This is a genomic window from Allobosea sp. LjRoot9 (assembly GCF_964252745.1).
Taxonomy (GTDB): Bacteria; Pseudomonadota; Alphaproteobacteria; order Rhizobiales; family Beijerinckiaceae; genus Allobosea.
Window position 1 is genome coordinate 20,127 of sequence record NZ_CAXUPC020000002.1, and the last position, 16,146, is coordinate 36,272.

The 16,146-nt window shown below is 65.5% G+C and carries 15 protein-coding genes; 3 read left to right on the forward strand and 12 right to left on the reverse strand.

Translation table 11 applies throughout. From position 1 onward, the window contains the following. Positions 1-8: 8 nt before the first annotated feature. The gene (locus ACSQ3P_RS08650; RefSeq protein WP_069690033.1) at positions 9-365 is read right to left on the reverse strand and encodes a winged helix-turn-helix transcriptional regulator; all 357 of its coding nucleotides are present in this window, start codon (positions 363-365) and stop codon (positions 9-11) included. 101 nt (positions 366-466) lie between these two features. On the opposite strand from ACSQ3P_RS08650, the gene ACSQ3P_RS08655 reads away from it, so the two are divergent. Then, positions 467-1,480, forward strand: a complete 1,014-nt coding sequence (locus ACSQ3P_RS08655; RefSeq protein WP_436165204.1) for a zinc-binding alcohol dehydrogenase family protein — start codon at positions 467-469, stop codon at positions 1,478-1,480. 33 nt (positions 1,481-1,513) lie between these two features. Here the strand turns inward: ACSQ3P_RS08655 and ACSQ3P_RS08660 are convergent, their stop codons facing one another. The 3 genes from ACSQ3P_RS08660 to ACSQ3P_RS08670 all read right to left on the reverse strand — a co-directional run bounded on the left by ACSQ3P_RS08660 (position 1,514) and on the right by ACSQ3P_RS08670 (position 5,756). Continuing rightward, positions 1,514-3,340: a chloride channel protein gene (locus ACSQ3P_RS08660; protein WP_436165205.1), complete on the reverse strand. Its 1,827-nt coding sequence runs from the start codon at positions 3,338-3,340 to the stop codon at positions 1,514-1,516. A gap of 195 nt (positions 3,341-3,535) precedes the next feature. Further along, positions 3,536-4,981 (reverse strand): aldehyde dehydrogenase family protein, encoded by a 1,446-nt coding sequence (locus ACSQ3P_RS08665; RefSeq protein ID WP_436165206.1) that lies wholly within the window; start codon positions 4,979-4,981, stop codon positions 3,536-3,538. 118 nt (positions 4,982-5,099) lie between these two features. After that, entirely contained in the window at positions 5,100-5,756 is a 657-nt protein-coding gene (locus ACSQ3P_RS08670; protein WP_436165207.1) for a glutathione S-transferase family protein, read from the reverse strand. 182 nt (positions 5,757-5,938) lie between these two features. On the opposite strand from ACSQ3P_RS08670, the gene ACSQ3P_RS08675 reads away from it, so the two are divergent. Beyond that, entirely contained in the window at positions 5,939-7,153 is a 1,215-nt protein-coding gene (locus ACSQ3P_RS08675) for a polyhydroxyalkanoate depolymerase (RefSeq protein ID WP_436165208.1), read from the forward strand. A 28-nt stretch (positions 7,154-7,181) separates the two neighbouring features. Here ACSQ3P_RS08675 and ACSQ3P_RS08680 read toward each other — a convergent pair whose 3' ends face one another. The 6 genes from ACSQ3P_RS08680 to ACSQ3P_RS08705 all read right to left on the reverse strand — a co-directional run bounded on the left by ACSQ3P_RS08680 (position 7,182) and on the right by ACSQ3P_RS08705 (position 13,260). After that, positions 7,182-9,740: a patatin-like phospholipase family protein gene (locus ACSQ3P_RS08680; RefSeq protein WP_436165209.1), complete on the reverse strand. Its 2,559-nt coding sequence runs from the start codon at positions 9,738-9,740 to the stop codon at positions 7,182-7,184. A 121-nt stretch (positions 9,741-9,861) separates the two neighbouring features. Beyond that, a complete protein-coding gene (locus tag ACSQ3P_RS08685) occupies positions 9,862-10,014 on the reverse strand; it encodes a hypothetical protein (RefSeq protein WP_199579085.1) in 153 nt (50 codons plus the stop codon). A 92-nt stretch (positions 10,015-10,106) separates the two neighbouring features. Then, complete coding sequence (locus ACSQ3P_RS08690) at positions 10,107-10,787, reverse strand: phosphatase PAP2 family protein (protein ID WP_436165210.1); 681 nt, start codon at positions 10,785-10,787, stop codon at positions 10,107-10,109. A 50-nt stretch (positions 10,788-10,837) separates the two neighbouring features. Beyond that, on the reverse strand, positions 10,838-11,737 hold the full coding sequence (locus ACSQ3P_RS08695) for a diacylglycerol/lipid kinase family protein (RefSeq protein WP_436165211.1): 900 nt from the start codon (positions 11,735-11,737) through the stop codon (positions 10,838-10,840). 56 nt (positions 11,738-11,793) lie between these two features. Further along, on the reverse strand, positions 11,794-12,684 hold the full coding sequence (locus ACSQ3P_RS08700) for a transglutaminase-like domain-containing protein (protein ID WP_436165212.1): 891 nt from the start codon (positions 12,682-12,684) through the stop codon (positions 11,794-11,796). Positions 12,685-12,879: 195 nt separating this feature from the next. Further along, complete coding sequence (locus tag ACSQ3P_RS08705) at positions 12,880-13,260, reverse strand: PRC-barrel domain-containing protein (protein WP_436165213.1); 381 nt, start codon at positions 13,258-13,260, stop codon at positions 12,880-12,882. Positions 13,261-13,483: 223 nt separating this feature from the next. Between ACSQ3P_RS08705 and ACSQ3P_RS08710 the strand changes: the two genes are divergently transcribed. Then, positions 13,484-13,744 (forward strand): glycine zipper domain-containing protein, encoded by a 261-nt coding sequence (locus tag ACSQ3P_RS08710; RefSeq protein WP_069690024.1) that lies wholly within the window; start codon positions 13,484-13,486, stop codon positions 13,742-13,744. A gap of 242 nt (positions 13,745-13,986) precedes the next feature. Here the strand turns inward: ACSQ3P_RS08710 and hutC are convergent, their stop codons facing one another. Together hutC and ACSQ3P_RS08720 are read right to left on the reverse strand one after the other, a co-directional pair. Beyond that, positions 13,987-14,742, reverse strand: coding sequence for a histidine utilization repressor (gene hutC, locus ACSQ3P_RS08715; protein ID WP_436166216.1), 756 nt, complete (start codon positions 14,740-14,742; stop codon positions 13,987-13,989). A 16-nt stretch (positions 14,743-14,758) separates the two neighbouring features. Beyond that, on the reverse strand, positions 14,759-16,120 hold the full coding sequence (locus ACSQ3P_RS08720) for a formimidoylglutamate deiminase (protein WP_436165214.1): 1,362 nt from the start codon (positions 16,118-16,120) through the stop codon (positions 14,759-14,761). Between the last annotated feature and the right edge of the window lie 26 nt (positions 16,121-16,146).

Below are 16,146 nucleotides of genomic sequence, written 5' to 3' on the forward strand. Positions count from 1 at the left end.
GCTGAGCCTCAGGCCGCAGCCTCCGCATCATCCGACGGCATCACATGCTCCTCGCCCCAGGCCCTGAGCGCCATGATGACCGGCTCCAGCGTCCGGCCCTTGGCCGACAGGCTGTATTCGACGCGCGGCGGCACCTCGGCGAAGACGACGCGGATGATGAGACCATCCGCCTCCAGCTCGCGCAGCTGGGCGGTCAGCATGCGCTGCGTCACGCCGGGAATGTAGCGGCGGATGACGTTGAAGCGCAGCGTGCCGCCGAGCAGATGGTAGAGCACGATTCCCTTCCACTTGCCGCCGATCAGGCCCAGGGCGGCCTCCACAGGGCAGGCCGGTGAGTTGAACGGCTTCTGGAAACGAGGCGGCATGACAGTATCCTTTTCGATACTATATGCGAAAATTGTGCGTTCTTGCACAGCCTGTTTGTAAGGCGCATCTCGCCTGCATCGTAACGCAGGAGACAAAAGTTATGCGCGCTATCGGCTTTCGTGAACCGCAGCCCATCAGCTCGGAAACCAGCCTGATCGATCTCGACCTGCCCGTGCCCGTCGCGGCCGGGTGCGACCTGCTGGTCGAAGTGAAGGCCGTGTCGGTCAACCCGGTCGACACCAAGGTCCGCAGGAATGCGCGCCCGGCCGAGGGCGAGGTGCGCGTGCTGGGCTGGGACGCCGCCGGCGTCGTCAAGGCGGTAGGCCCCGATGTGAAGGCGTTCAAGCCGGGCGACACCGTGTTCTATGCTGGCGCGATCGACCGTCCGGGCTCCAATGCGGAATTCCAGCTGGTGGACGAGCGCATCGTCGGCAGCAAGCCCGCCAGCCTGAGCTTTGCGGAAGCCGCCGCCTTGCCGCTGACCGCGATCACGGCCTGGGAGGCCCTGTTCGACCGGATCAAGATCCGGGATGCGGTTCCAGGCGCGGCGAAGGCCCTGCTGATCGTCGGCGGGGCCGGTGGCGTCGGCTCGATCGCGATCCAGCTGGCGCGGCAATTGACGGACCTCGCCGTGATCGCCACCGCCTCGCGGCCGGAGACGCAGGCCTGGGCTCGCGAGCTCGGCGCCCACCACGTCATCGACCATGGCCAGCCGCTTGCCGCCGAAGTCGAGGCGCTACGGATCGGCGCGCCCGGCCTCGTCTTCGTCACCACCCATACGCTGGACCACCTGCCGGAGATCATCAAGCTGATCGCGCCGCAGGGCCGGATCGCAGTGATCGACGATGCTCCGGCGCTGGATGTCATGTCGCTGAAGGGCAAGAGCCTGTCACTGCACTGGGAGATGATGTTCGCCCGCTCGCTGCACCAAACCGCCGACATGCAGGCGCAGGGCGATCTCCTCAACGAGGTCTCCCGGCTCGTCGATGCGGGCAAGATCCGCACCACGCTGACCGAAACCTTCGGGGCGATCAACGCGAGCAATCTCAAGCGAGCCCATGCGCTGATCGAGACCAACCGCGCCAAGGGCAAGATCGTGCTGGAGGGGTTCTGACGCCTAAAAGCTGGAGCATTGCTCCTGCGCCGCTCAGACGCCGGTGAGGTCGCGGCTCTGCCGGTCGAGCTCGGCGTTGTAGCGGCGCAGGGCGAATTGTTCGGTGAGCAGGCCGAGGACCCGCAGGGATTCGCGGCCGTCGACGACGACGAGCTCTTCGGTCTGCGAGGTCGCAAACAGGCTGGCGGCCTCGCGGATGTTCATATGGGGCAGCAGCACGTCCTTGCGATTGCGGGCGAGCTCCGCAATCGCCTCGACCGCGACATCGGCGCCAAAAGCTTGGGCGCCGTGAGCGTCGGCGACGAGGACGATGCCGGCATAGCGACCGAGTTCATCGACGAGCACGGCGCGCTGATTGGCGCCGAGCGGGAAATCGCGCCGGAACTGCTCCAGGGTCAGGGTCGCGGGCACGGTGCGCACATCCCGGCGCATCATCCGGCCGACGCTCAATTCCCGCATCCAGCCGATATCGGCGGCGCTGCGGATGGTCTCGCCGCGCAGATGAAAGCGCCAGGTGGCGAAGGAGTAGCCGAAGGTCCGGCGCACCGTCATCGAGGACAGGACGGACGCCGCCAGCACCGCGACCGTGAGCGGCAGGCTGCCCGTCGTCTCCAGCGCCAGGAACGACATCGTCAATGGCCCCCCGACGACCGCGGTGGCCATCGCGCTCATGCCGATGACGGCGATGACCACAGACGGCGTCTGCAGGCCGAAGCCGGTGATCCAGATTACGGCGACGAGCTTGCCGAACATCGCGCCGATGAACAGCGAGGCGAAGAAGAGACCACCGCGAAAGCCGGAGCCGATCGAGATCGCCGATGCCAGCGATTTCAGCACGATCAGCAGGACGAGAAAGCCCGCCGGATAATAGGCATCGAAGCCGACATGCAGCGCCGAATGGCCCGAGGAGAGAACCGCCGGCGTCACCAGCGCCATCAGGCCGACAAGCAGGCCGCCGACCGCAGGCCGCAGCGCCAGAGGAATCCGGCTGCGGCGGAACAGGCTCTCGGCGAGCGCGACGCCGCGCATCAGCACGATGCCGAGACCGGCGCAGAGGATGCCCATGATCATCACCAGCACGTAGTCGGAGCTTGAGAGCGGGCCGGAAAAGCCGAATTGCAAGGTCACAGGGGTGAGGAACAGTCGCGTGACGCCGACCGCGCAGATCGAGGCGACGACGACAGGCGCCAATGAGCCGACCGTATAGGTCACGATGATCAGCTCGAAAGCATAGAAGGCCCCGGTCAAGGGCGCGTCGAAGGCGGCTGCGATGGCGCCCGCCGTTCCGCAACCGACCAGCATGCGCAGATCAGCCCGCCGGACACGGAGAAGCCGCCCGAGGCCCGACGCGAATGCCGCGCCGCCCTGGGTGTAGCCCGCCTCCATGCCGACAGAGGCGCCAAAGCCGTTCGAGACCATGGTCTGGACCACCAGGATCAAGCTGTCCTTCAGCGACAGGCGCCCGCCATGGAGCGCATTCGCCTCGACCGGATCGACCACCGTGCCGCGGCCGCGGCGGGCCAGGAGGATGCCGATTGCCCCCATCACCAGACCGCCCAGAACCGGCATGCCGACGGCCCGCAGCGGATCGACAAAGACCGCCCCGCTGACCTCGCCATGGCGTGTCGCAAAGAAGGCGGCATGCAGCACCTTCGAGACACCGACCATCGCCGTGACGAGCACCCCTGCCCCGACTCCGATCAGCGCAGCCAGGAGCACGAGCGAGATGTCGTCACTGCGCAGCAGGCGCGGTAGATTGCGCCGGAATCGAAGATAGGCGGCGCGGCCATTGCGGCGGAGACGCTGCGACCGGGTCCGGCTGGCCGTCCTGGCGCTCGAGATATCAGCAACGCTCGTCATGAAAGCACGGCCCGCAGTCGAAGGGCGAGACTTCACGGACGGACAGACCGGCGATCCTCAGCCTCGCCGCGCTGTAGGTTTGGCGTCAGGCCAAGTCAACCCAGCTGAGACAACCCAGCCAACACGATCAAGCCGACAGCAAAAAGGCCGCGCCCGGAAGGCGCGGCCCCATCGCAATGATATGCCTCCGAAGGCTCAGGCCAGCGTGTAGGCCGTCTTGACCGTCGTATACATTTCCTTGGCGTAGGCGCCCTGCTCGCGCGGGCCGTAGCTCGAACCCTTCCGGCCGCCGAAGGGCACGTGGTAGTCGACGCCGGCCGTCGCCAGATTGACCATCACCATGCCGGCCTCGCTGTTGCGCTTGAAATGCGTCGCAGCTTTAAGCGAGGTGGTGCAGATGCCGGCGGAGAGACCGAATTCGGTGTCATTGGCCAGCGTCAGCGCCTCCTCGTAATCCTTGACGCGGATGACGTTGGCGACGGGGCCGAAGACCTCCTCGCGCGAGATGCGCATGGCGTTGGTCGTTTCGGTGAAGAGGGCCGGCTGGAGATAGAAGCCGGGCGTCTCGCGCTTGAGCACTTCGCCGCCCCAGGCGAGCTTGCCGCCCTCATCCTTGGCGATCTGGATGTATTTCAGATCCTGGTCTAGCTGGCTCTGGTCGACGACCGGGCCGATATGGGTGCCGCTTTTAAGCGCATCGTCGACCACGACGCCCTTCAGGCGCTCGATGCAGGCTTCGACGAAGCGGTCATGAATGCCGGCCTGGACGATCAGGCGCGAAGAGGCCGTGCAGCGTTGGCCGGTGGAGAAATAGGCGCCGGTGACGGCGGCCTCGACCGCGATCTTGAGGTCGGCATCGTCCAGCACCACGAGCGGGTTCTTGCCGCCCATTTCGAGCTGGACCTTCTTCATCGGCGAGGAGGAGATGCAGGCCTCGGCGACCTTGCGGCCGGTCGAAACCGAGCCGGTGAAGGAGATCGCATGCACGTCCTTGTGCTGCAGCAGCGCCTGGCCGACGACCGAACCGCGCCCCATGACGAGGTTGAGCACGCCCTTGGGCAGGCCGGCACGCTGGATGATGTCGACCAAGGCCCAGGCCGAGCCCGGCACGAGATCGGCCGGCTTGATGACGACGCAATTGCCATAGGCCAGCGCCGGCGCGATCTTCCAGGCCGGGATCGCGATCGGGAAATTCCAGGGCGTGATCATGCCGATGATGCCGACCGGCTCGCGGGTGATCTCGACGCCGACGCCAGGGCGCACGGAGGGGATCGCCTCACCCGACAAGCGCAGGCACTCGCCGGCGAAGAAGGCGAAGATCTGGCCGGCACGGCCGGCCTCGCCGATCCCCTCGGCGAGCGTCTTGCCCTCCTCGCGCGAGAGCAGGCGGCCGAGCTCTTCCTTGCGGGCGAGGATCTCGTCGGAGGCCTTCTTCAGGATCTCGTAGCGTTCCTGCGGACCCGAGCGGCTCCAGGCCGGGAAAGCGGCCTTGGCGGCCGCGACCGCATCGTTCATCTGCTCGACGGAGCCCTGCGCATACTCGCCGACGACATCATTGGTGTTGGACGGATTGATGTTGCGCGAGGCGTTGCCGGCACTGGCCCATTCGCCAGCGATCAGGTTCTTGAACATCTCGGTCATCTCAGGCCTCCCACGGCGATTATGGATTTCGTGGGTGGTGGTAACGCCTTTGAGCCGCGAAGGCCAATGCAGCAGTCGCTATCGCTTCAGTCCTTTTGCGCATCATGGACGATTCCGCTCAGAACTCGGCGTCGAGTTCCTCCAGTTCCTCCGGCTCGGATTTCGCCGCCTCGATCCAGTTTTTCAGCGCCGGCCATTGCGCGATCGTCTGGCAATAGGCCCGGCTGACGGAATCGAGCGGCACGTCATAGGTCAGGAAGCGCAGGCAGACGGGGGCGTACATCGCATCCGCCATGGTCAGCCTGTCCCCGAAGAGATAGGGACCGCCATAGGTCTCCAGGCAATCGCGCCAGATCTCGGTGACGCGGTCGATATCGGCCTGCGCCCCGGCCCAGACCTTGAAGCCGGGATAATGCGCCTTCAGGTTCATCGGCAGGGCCGAGCGCAGATTGGCGAAGCCCGAATGCATCTCGCCGCAGATGGCGCGGCAATGCGCGCGCGCCTTGGCATCCCCGGGCAGCAGGCCGGCCTGCGGGCTGATCTCGTCGAGATAGGCGGCGATTGCGAGCGTGTCCCAGACCTTGATCTCGTCATGCGTCAGGCACGGCACCAGGAAGGATGGCGACAACAGCAGCAGTTCAGCCCGGGCGGAGGGATCATCGACCGAGAGCATGCGCTCCTCGACCGCTAGCCCGGCCATCTGGCAGAGCAGCCAGCCGCGAAGCGACCATGACGAGTAGTTCTTGCTGCTGATGGTCAGGGTCGCGGCGGTCATGGCAGGCATCCTCTTCGGAAGAGGTGATGATCGTAGCAAGAGATGTTCCAAAGTGTGATTGCTTTAGAACAATCTTGCGAAAGATCGCTTTTGCAGTGCAACATAGGGGCGCAGGGACAGGCTGTGGACGGCATCTCCGCCAGCCGCAGCCCGGGTTCCGCTCTTTTCGAGGTCGCACGCTGATGCTCTATGCCGCCTACCAGGCCCAGTCCGACCTCATCAATCCCGCCCGCATGATGGCCCAGGCCGCCCTGACTGCCATCGGCGCCAAGGCGATGATGGGCCAGCCGGTCGACATCCGCGCCGCGGCGGCGGCCTATGAGATGATCGCGCGGGCCGGGCTGACGCATGAGCGGCCGTCCTATGAGATCGACAGCGTGCGCACCGGCAATCACGATGCGGCCGTGACCGAGGAGATCGTGCTGTCGCTACCCTTCGGCAGCCTGCTGCGCTTCCGCAAGGACACCAACGCCGTTCAGGCCAAGGTCCTGGTCGTCGCGCCGATGTCGGGGCATTTCGCCACCCTGCTGCGCAACACGGTGGCGACGCTGCTGCGCGACCACGACGTCTATATCACCGACTGGCACAATGCCCGCGACGTCAGTCTCGAGGCCGGCGCCTTCGGCTATGACGACTATGTCGACACGCTGATCAGCTTCATCGAAAAGCTGGGACCCGACACCCATGTCGTCGCGGTGTGCCAACCTTGCGTGCAGGTGCTCACCGCGGCTGCCGTGATGGCGCAGGCAGGCAGCCCCGTCCAGCCACGCAGCATGACGCTGATGGCCGGGCCAGTCGACACCCGCATCAACCCGACTGCGGTCAACAAGCTCGCAAACGACAAGCCGATCGAGTGGTTCCGCAAGAACCTGATTGCGACCGTCCCGTCTCGCTATCCTGGCGCGGGACGGAAGGTCTATCCGGGCTTCATCCAGCTCGGCGCATTCCTGGCGATGAACATGCAGCGCCACGTCAACGCCCATATCGACCTCTTCACCCATCTCGCCACGGGCGAGACCGAAAGCGCCGCGACGATCAAGAAATTCTACGACGAGTATTTCGCCGTGCTCGACCTGCCGGCCGAGTTCTATCTGGAGACCGTGCAATGGATCTTCCAGGAGGCGCGGCTGGCGGCGGGAACGCTGACCTATCGCGGCGAGAAGGTCGATTGCAGCGCCATCCGCAAGACCGCGCTCCTGACCGTCGAGGGCGAGCGCGACGACATCTGCGCGCTCGGCCAGACCTCGGCAGCCCATGATCTCTGCAGCGGCCTGAAGCCCTTCCGCAAGCGCCATCACATGCAGGCCGGCGTCGGCCATTACGGGGTTTTCTCGGGCCGGAAATGGGACGGGCAGATCTACCCGATCGTCCGCAACATGATCCTCGCCAATAGCTGAGCGAGCCGGCCGCATGCAACGGCCTTCGCTACCAGTCGGGCCCTGACTGCGGCTGCGCGACCAGGGCGCCATGCGCGGCGTGGAAGCCCAGGGCGCGGTAGCACTCGAATTGTTCCTCGGAAAACATCTGGTCGCCGGTGGTTTCGTGCGGAAAATCAGGATAGCGCGACTTGTAGTCGAGGATGTAGTCGTTCTCGTCGCCCGTGAGCGATGATTTGATGTAGATGATCTCGCCGTGGTCCTCCGGCCCGTATTCGATCGTGCCCCTCGCCACATGGGTGCGCTGCCCGATCTTTGCCGGATCGGGCCCTTGGCCCTTTGCGTATTCCTGGTTGACCGCGAGCGAACTGGCCTGAATGTCGCGCCAGGGCAAGGTGATGCGGATACCGAGATCGATCCGGGCGTAGCGCTCCGCCTCGACGAGCGAGCGGAACGAGAGTTGCGGATCGGCCTCGGCATCGAGGACGATGATCCGCGCGCAGCGCCGGCGTAGCAATTCGTAGAGACCGAGATTTTCGATGTGGCCACCATCGGTTAAATAGACTTGGGAGCTCTTCTCGGAGAGCAGGCTCAGCATCTCCTGGAGGAGGTAGGGTTTGAACCAGTCGTTCGCATCGCTGCCGGCGCCGGCCTGCAGCACGAAAGCCGGGTTTGTCATCCAGTAGCCCAAACGGATGTTGAGCAAGGCGAGCGTCGGGGAGAAGCCGCGCATCGTGTTCGCCCCCATATTGGAGGACGCCGCCGCGCCCGAAATCGCCATCGCAGTCGCGAGGTCGATCCCGGCGCAGTGGTCGACGAGCTTGTCGGTGCGGATGTAGCCGGTGCTGGCGCTGCCGCAATACACCGGCGAGAACTGAAAGAAATCGGCGTTGCGGCCGCGCTGATTGACGTATTTCGAGCTTTGAATGTTCAAGGCCGCATTGACCAGATGCAATGGTCCATAGGCCGGGTGCAGCCCGGTGAAACCGGCATTGTCGAGCCAGGGCGGATCGGTCGAAACGTTCCGGCCGGACTTCAGCTTGCGTATCCTGCGAGGGTCGAACAGGAATGCCTTGCTCAGGCGATCGCGGTAGAGCCGATGCAGCGAGTTTCCGTTGGGCGTCAGGAACAGCCAGGTGCCGGCTGTCAGGATGAGGCCGGTCGCCGTGTAGAGCCAGGGGAAGAAATAGGTCGCGGCACAGGCATCCCTCGTATCCCCGCCCGACAGCGTACCGACATCTGGCTTGCCGCAAAGCTCGCCGACGAGCCATTGCATCCAGGCCGGGCGGTACGAGAAGCCAATATCCCCGGCGATGGTGGTGTAGAGATAGGCCACCCATAGCGTCATCGGCAGCGCCAGCGCGATCAGGAACAGGATGATCTTCGACATCAGCCGGCTGAGCAGCGGCCTAAGGCCGCTCTCTCCCTCCTTCGTCTTCAGAATGCTCCCGAAGACATTGCTCGCGAAGGCCGAGACGGCAGCGACAGGCGCGAGATAAGGCGTGACGATCGCCACGATCTGCGAAATCCAGCCGAGCCAACTGTCGGGCCCCTCCTGAACGTAGAGCAGGAACAGGCCGCGCAGGGCGAAGGGCTGCAGCTCGAACAGCGCCGCCAGCGCCGTCAACGCCATCAGCGCCTGTGAGATGCGCGCCGCCGCGCCGACGAATTCGGGCGCCGAATCGCCGCGTCCGCTCCGTAGCAGCGCCCAGCCGACATGGAAGCAGACAGCCAACAGCAGAAACCATTTGGTGAAGAAGAAATCGGCCGGTTCGGCTTTCTTGCGAAGATTGGCAAAATCCTTCGTTTTCGATTGCAGCTGCGTGTGGAGGTCGGCTTTCCGCTCCAACTCCGTCAGCGTCGCATTCTTCGGGTTGAGCTCCTCGAACGGCGCGAGCTGGGATTTCAGGGTTGCGATCTCCTGCCCATTCCTCGCCAGGCTCGCCTTTTCGGGCTCCGTCAGCGCAACGGGATGGCCGGGAAATTGCTCCCAGCCGAGGAAGTCCGGACGGGTCAGCGCGTCCTGGTTGGGATTGAGCGCCAGCGTGAGACCGGCGCAGACCAGCAGGACACCAGCAACGATGGCGAGGTTGGCGCCCAGCCCCCGCAGGATCACGGAGCAGGACGCCAGGATATCGCGCCAGCCGCCGGGAATGAGGTAGTTGGAATAATTGCGCAGATGCGCGACGGCGAGATTGTCGCTTTTATCCCCGTCATCGGTCGTGAACGGGAATTCGCCCTCGCCGGTATCGAGACCCAATGTCAGGGATGTCCCGATATAGCCGCCGCCGGAAACGGTCGAGAGATAGTCGATTTCGGCCAGAACGCCATTCTGGTGCAGAGCCTGCAGGGCGCCCAGACTGAACGCGGCGCTTCTGATGCCGCCGCCAGAGATTGCCAAGCCGCTGCAATCCCGGCTGATCCGCGTCCCGCCGGGCAATTTCAGTCTGGAGCGCTTCTGGTGCCGCCGCCTGATATTGATGCATCGCGTTTCGAGCGCGATGACATCGTCGATCGATGTCGCGAGCTCCTTGGCGTCGGGAGCAACGATGACGTCGCGATAGGTCTTTCTCGTCTCCGATGGCGTTGCGGACGCTGGCTTTGCCATCTCACGTCAATCCCGGAACCGGTCTTTCCAGTCGAATGCGAGATGACGTTACGATAACTCAACGAAAAGCTGCAAGTCTGGAATGGCACCAGCGGGAGATGCAGCCCCCCGGCCGGCGCTGTCACTTCTCCTTGATGGAGAGGCCGTCCTTGCCGATGGAAATCTGCACGCCATCGGGCTGCTTCTTCTCCTGATAGAGCGCGTATCCCGTGACGGCGAGGCCCGCGAGGAGCAGCACGACGAGGGCGACCAGAAGATTGCGCGAAGCGAGCATGATGGATCCAAAATGAGCGTCGCGGATAGCGGCGACGACCAGACAACCCTGTTTTCCTCGCAAAGTTCCTCGCAGCGCCTTGCCGTGCTGCGTCAGCGCGCCAGTCGCGCCCCGCCGGCGGCCGGCGCATCGACGGCCATGCCGCGCCCGAGCAGGGCGACGGCCACGCTCGACCAGGCAACGCCGAGGCACCAGCCGGCGAGGACGTCGGTCGGCCAATGCACGCCGAGATAGACCCGGCTGAAGCCGATCAGGATGATCATCGTCCAGGCGAGGCCGAGACAGACCCGCGTGATGTCGTCGCGTCGCGCCGCCAGGCCGACGAAGCCCGCAATGCTGAGCAGCGTCACCGCCGAGAGGAAGGCGTGGCCGCTCGGAAAGCTCGCGGTGAAGGTCAGGGCCGTATGCGCGACGATATCGGGCCGCTCCCGCCCGATCAGGATCTTCAGGCCGGTGCTGACGAGCGTCGCCAGGACCACGCTGACGGCCAGCGCCACCGCCAGGCGACGATAGCCGCACAGCCAGAGCGTCAGGCTCGCCGTGATCGTCATGAAGCCGAGGCCGACGAAGCTGCCGAGCCCGCTCATGTCACGCATCGCCTCACCCAGCCAAGGCGGGCCGAGCGGTGTCGAGGGATCGCCGGCCTGGCGCAGCAGCAGCACGAGGCGGCTGTCGAAGGCGAAGCTGTGGCCGGAGACGATGAGCAGCGCCAGGCCGATGAAGGCGAAGCCCGCTGCGAGCGGAACCAGGAAGCGGGGATGAAGGAAGGACATCGGGCTCCGGCTGTTGACGGCTTGCCCTGATGTAGGGTCGCCCCCGCCGTTCAGACAAGGCCTGGGCGCGCACCGATGAGCCGGATCGCCTTGGGCAGCAGCCGATAGACCAAGGCGCCAGCTTTGCGCTCGACCTCGCCGTCGAAGGTGATATGCCCGCGCTTCTTGTCGCGCCGCGTCAGCGTGACCTCCTCGGCGGTGAAGGAGGTCAGGTTGTGCGAGCGGCGCCAGCCGCCGGTCACGACAGACAGCGCGGCCTTGCAGCGCGAGTAGAGCCCGCCGGCGTTGAGGATGTGGACCTCGAAGACGCCGCCATCGAGCCTGGCGCGCCGCCATTCGGCTCCGTCGAAGCGATTGATGGTCACCAGCACCGCGTCGGCCTCGACATGGCGGTGGCCGTCGGCAGTGAGGATCTCGACCGAGATCGAGCGCGTGAACAGGATCGAGCGCGTCGCCGCGACGGCGAAGGCGACATGGCGGCTGAAGGGAAAGCGCCTTCGCGCATATTCGCGCTCGCGCGCCATCAGGCTGAAGAAGCCCATGCCGGAAATGGAATGGAACAGTCTGTCGTTGACCTGGCCGATGTCGAGCGCGACCGGTTCGCCCTTGCAGAGCGCCTCGATCTGATGCTCGAGCGTGCCGTAGAGGCCGAGATCGCGACCGAGCACGTTGACGGTGCCCAGCGGCAGCACGCCGACCGGCCGGCCAGCCTCGAGCAGGACCGGCAGCACGCCATTAATCGTGCCGTCTCCGCCGGCGACGACGGGAATGCAGCTCTCGTCCCTGATCGCCAGGGCAAGCGCGTCGCCGAGATCGCGCGGATGCACGAGCTTGACCGCGACCGAACAGTCATGGGCGGCGAAGGCCGAACGGAGCCGCTGTGCGAAGGCGTCCGGACCTGCAGCCAGAACTGTGCCTGCCTTGGCGTTGACCACGACGGTATGGTGCATCGACGGTCCCCCCGGGAGCCGTTGCGGTTCGGTCGGGGACAGCGGATCCGCCAGGTTCATGACAAGGCGGGCTGGTGCCAATGACGATTGCCGAATCGTGGCGGCGCCTGTTCCGGTCGAATCTCCTCGACCTCTTCGGTCACAACCTCAAAGCGCTGCAGGATGTGCGGGCCGAAGGAGTTGAGCATCGCGACATCGGTCGCGTCCCGGCCGCGCGCGATCACGATGCGTCCGATCCGGGGCATGTTGTGACGGGCATCAAACGTGTACCAGCGACCGCTGAGGAACACCTCGAACCAGGCGTTGAAATCCATCGGGGCCGGGTCCTTCGGCACGCCGATATCGCCGAGATAGCCATTGCAGTAGCGCGCCGGGATGTTGAGGCAACGGCACAGGGCGATCGCCAGATGCGCGAAGTCGCGGCAGACGCCGATGCGCTCCTCGAAAGCCTCTGAGGCAGTGCGGGTGTTGCGGGCGAAATGGTAGCCGAAGGTGAGATGGTTGTGGACGAAATCGACCACCGCCTGAACGCGCTGCCAGCCGGGCTCGACCTGGCCGAACAGGCTCCAGGCCTGGGCTGCGAGCTTGTCGGTTTCGCAATAGCGGCTGCCCATCAAAAAGACGAGCGCCTCGTCGGGAAGCCTGGAGGGCGCAACTTCGCGAGCCGCGAGGTTGACTGGATCAGGCTCGCCGGAATCATGCGCGACGCCTTCGGAGCGAAGCAGGACGCCGCCGGCCGGGGCGACGATGCGGCGGCAGATATTGCCGAACTGATCGAGATATTGCGAAACCGGCACCGGCCGGTGCGGATCGCTGAGCGCAGTCACCATCATCTCGTCGGGCCGCATCAGGTCATGGCGACGCGAGGGATGAATGTCGAGCAGGGTGATCAACGGCAAATCCTGCTGGCAGACGAGTTCGATACGATAGCCGTAGCGAATCTGCATGGCGCGCTCCTGGGTTCACAGTGAGGGCAATCGTCGCTCGATCATGAGGCGTTCGCATGTGTCGCATTCAGGACGCGCCACGCCCTGATGCGCTCCCAAAAAATGGGCGGGATGCGGGCCAAAAGACCCGCATCCCGCCGCCACGGCGATTCGGCTGGGGGGATAGCAACCGCCGCGACCTGCTTCAGGCCGGCCCTACATCATCCAGTAGGGCATCGTACCGTAATAATCGTGGACGCGCTTGCCATAGGCTTTGTCGTCCCAATCGGGCTCGCCCTCGCTGTCATACATGGGCGCCGCCTCGAGCTTGTCCTTGGTGAGCGGAACGACGTAGCCACCGCGATTGGTGTCGTAGTCGAGCACGCTCCAGGGGATCGGGTGATATTTCTCGCCGAGTCCGAGGAACCCGCCGAAGGACATGATGGCGTAGGCGACCTTGCCGGTCTGCTTGTCCAGCATGACGTCGTAGATCTCGCCGAGATGGTCCCCGGTCGCATTGTAGACATCAGTACCGGCGACGCGTGCTCCCGCGATCAGCGGATTCTTCGATGAGACGGCCATGGTTTGAGCTGTCATCAGCTGCTCCTCCGGTTCGAGCGGCTTGTCTCGCCGCAGGCTGACTGGAGAACGTCGCTTCCCGGGAAAAGGTTCCGGCCAAAATTCATCTGCCGTTCAAATCGAAGGAGCCAATGATGCTGCCTGCGCACCGCGTGGGCACTCATGTGGGGGAACTTTCCCCGCCAGCCCTCGTTATGGGCGCAAGGCATCGGCCGATGCCCGGACGCCAAGGAGAAATCTGATGAAGAAGCTCGTAATCCTCGCCGCATTGGCCGCCTCCCTCGGAGCCTGCACGCAGCGCGAGCAGAATACCGGGGCTGGCGCCCTGATCGGCGCAGGCACAGGCGCTGTCATCGGTGGGCTCGCGACAGGACGCGCCGGCGGCGCGCTGGCGGGCGCCGCGATCGGCGGCGCAGGCGGCGCGATCATCGGCAACGCATCGACGCCTGACACCTGCTATGGCCGCGACGAATACGGCCGGCGCTACCGCTACGCCTGCTGATCGACCTCGGCTTTTAGAGCGTTTTCAAGCGAAGTGGACACCGGTTCGCGTGAAGAAAACGCGACAAAACAAAGAGCTAGAGCGATACCCGATCCGATCGGATCGGGTATCGCTCTAGCGACAGGGCCCGCCTTCCCAAGGGGGAAGGTGGGCCTTTTTTGTTTCGCATCGCCGACGGTTTGCTCAGGCCGCCCATTTGCTCAAACTTACCCGTTCAGACTTACCCGTTCAGACTTGCCCGATCAGACTTGCCCATAAGGTCCGAAGCGGCCGACGAAGCGGTGGCGCGTGCCGGGATAGAGCAATCGTACCGCCGTGACCGGGGCGCCCTGGTTCCAGGTCCGGCGCTCGACCAGCAGGCAGGCCGTGCCGGCCTCGATAGCGAGCAGGCGGGCCTCCTCCGCCTCGGCGGCGATGGCGCTGATCGCGTGCTCGGCCTGCGACCACAGGCTGTGCTGCAAGAGCCAGTCGCCCGGTGGCGTCTCCTTGAAATCCTCCTCAGCGGCGGCGGGCACCGTGGCGAGATGGATCACGCGCTCTTCCAGCACATGGGGCTGGCCGCTGCTGAAATGCAGCGTGACGAGATGCGCCACCCTCTCGCTGCGCTTCAGTCCGAAATGTGAGGCGAGTTCGGCCGAGGGGCGGCCATCGCGCCGCGACAGGATCTCATAGGCATAAGTCTGGCCGAGCCCCCTGACCTCATCGGGAATCGAGAGAATGTCGAGCATGGCATGGCTTGCCGGCGGGCTCGCGACGATCGTCCCCGACCGCCGCCGCCGCGTGATCAGGCCCTCGCGCGCGAGCTGGACGAGGGCACGGTGCACGGTCATGCGCGAGGCGCCGAGCTGCTCCATCAGCGCGTGTTCGGGCGGGACCGAAGTGCCCGGCGACCAGACGCCATTCAGGATCAGATCGCGGATCGCCCGCCTGATCTGGTCGTAGACCGGGCCGGCTCCATCGAGCTTCACCGCCTCCAGCCTGGTTTCCGCCATCGTCATGATCGTCACGCCGCCTTCAGCCGAGCAGTTTGCGCATCGTCGCGGCGAAGCGCGCCTTGACCGGCTCGCGCCCGAGATGGCGCCCCTCCGCGACGACCCTGCGCCCGCCGACGAAGACATCGCGCAACGGCAGCGCGTTGGCGGCGAAGATCGCGCTGTCGAGCGCGATCTCTCCGGCCTTGCCGAGCAGCGCCGGATGGTCCGCAGCAAGCGTCACGAGATCGGCGCGGCAGCCCGGCGCGAGCCGCCCGATGGCACGACCGCAGGCTTGCGCGCCGCCCACGCAAGCCGCCTGCCAGAGCGCGACCCCGGTCGAGGCGCCGGCATCCGCCATCAAGGCGCGGCCGCGGTCGCGCAGGCGCTGGGAGTATTCGAGCTGGCGCAGCTCCGCCCCGGCATCGATCTGGATGTTGGAGTCGCTGCCGATGCCGAAGGCTCCGCCGGCTGCGCGATAGCGCACGCCGTCGAAGATGCCGTCGCCCAGACTAGACTCGGTGATGGGGCAGAGGCCGGCGATCGCACCGCTGCGGGCGATACCATCGCGCTCGGCCTCGGTCAGATGCGTCGCGTGGATCAGACACCAGCGCCGATCGAGCGTCGTATTCTCCATCAGCAATTCGACCGGGCGGCGGCCAGTGATCCTAAGGCTGTCCTCGACCTCGCGCATCTGCTCGGCGACATGGATATGCAGCGGCCCGTCCGGCCGCAAATCCGCCAGCCAGTCGAGATCGTCGAGCGCGACCGCGCGCAGCGAATGCGGGGCGAGGCCGAGCCGTGCATCGGGCAGCGGGCGGATCGCCGCCGCGCTCGCCTCGATCAGGCGCAGATAGGCGTCGCGCTCATTGACGAAGCGGCGCTGGCCATGGACGGAGGGCGCGCCGCCGAAATTGCCGAAACGGTAGAGCACCGGCAGCAAGGTCAGCCCGAGCCCCGTCTCCTCAGCCGCCGCAGCGATCGCACCCGCCATGGCGGCGATATCGGCATAGGCGCGCCCGTCCTTGTCGTGATGCAGATAGTGGAATTCGGCGAGCGCCGTGAAGCCGCCCTCCAGCATCTCGACGAAGGCCTGGGCGGCGACGGCCTGGACGTCATCGGGATCGAGCCTGTCGAGGAAACGGTACATCACCTCGCGCCAGGTCCAGAAGGAATCATCGCTCGCGCCACGCCGCTCCGACAGACCGGCCATGCCACGCTGGAAGGCATGGCTGTGCAGGTTCGGCATGCCGGGCAAGGCGAGGCCGGGCAAACGCTCCGCATCCGCTGCGGGCGCAACGCCGGCTTCGACGCGCGTGATGACGCCATCCGCGATCGTCAGCGTCACGTCATCGGCAAATCCGTCCGGCAGGAGAGCCTGCGCGAGATGCAGGGTCTGGTTCACGCGATCGCTCCAGCAGTCATTTGCGG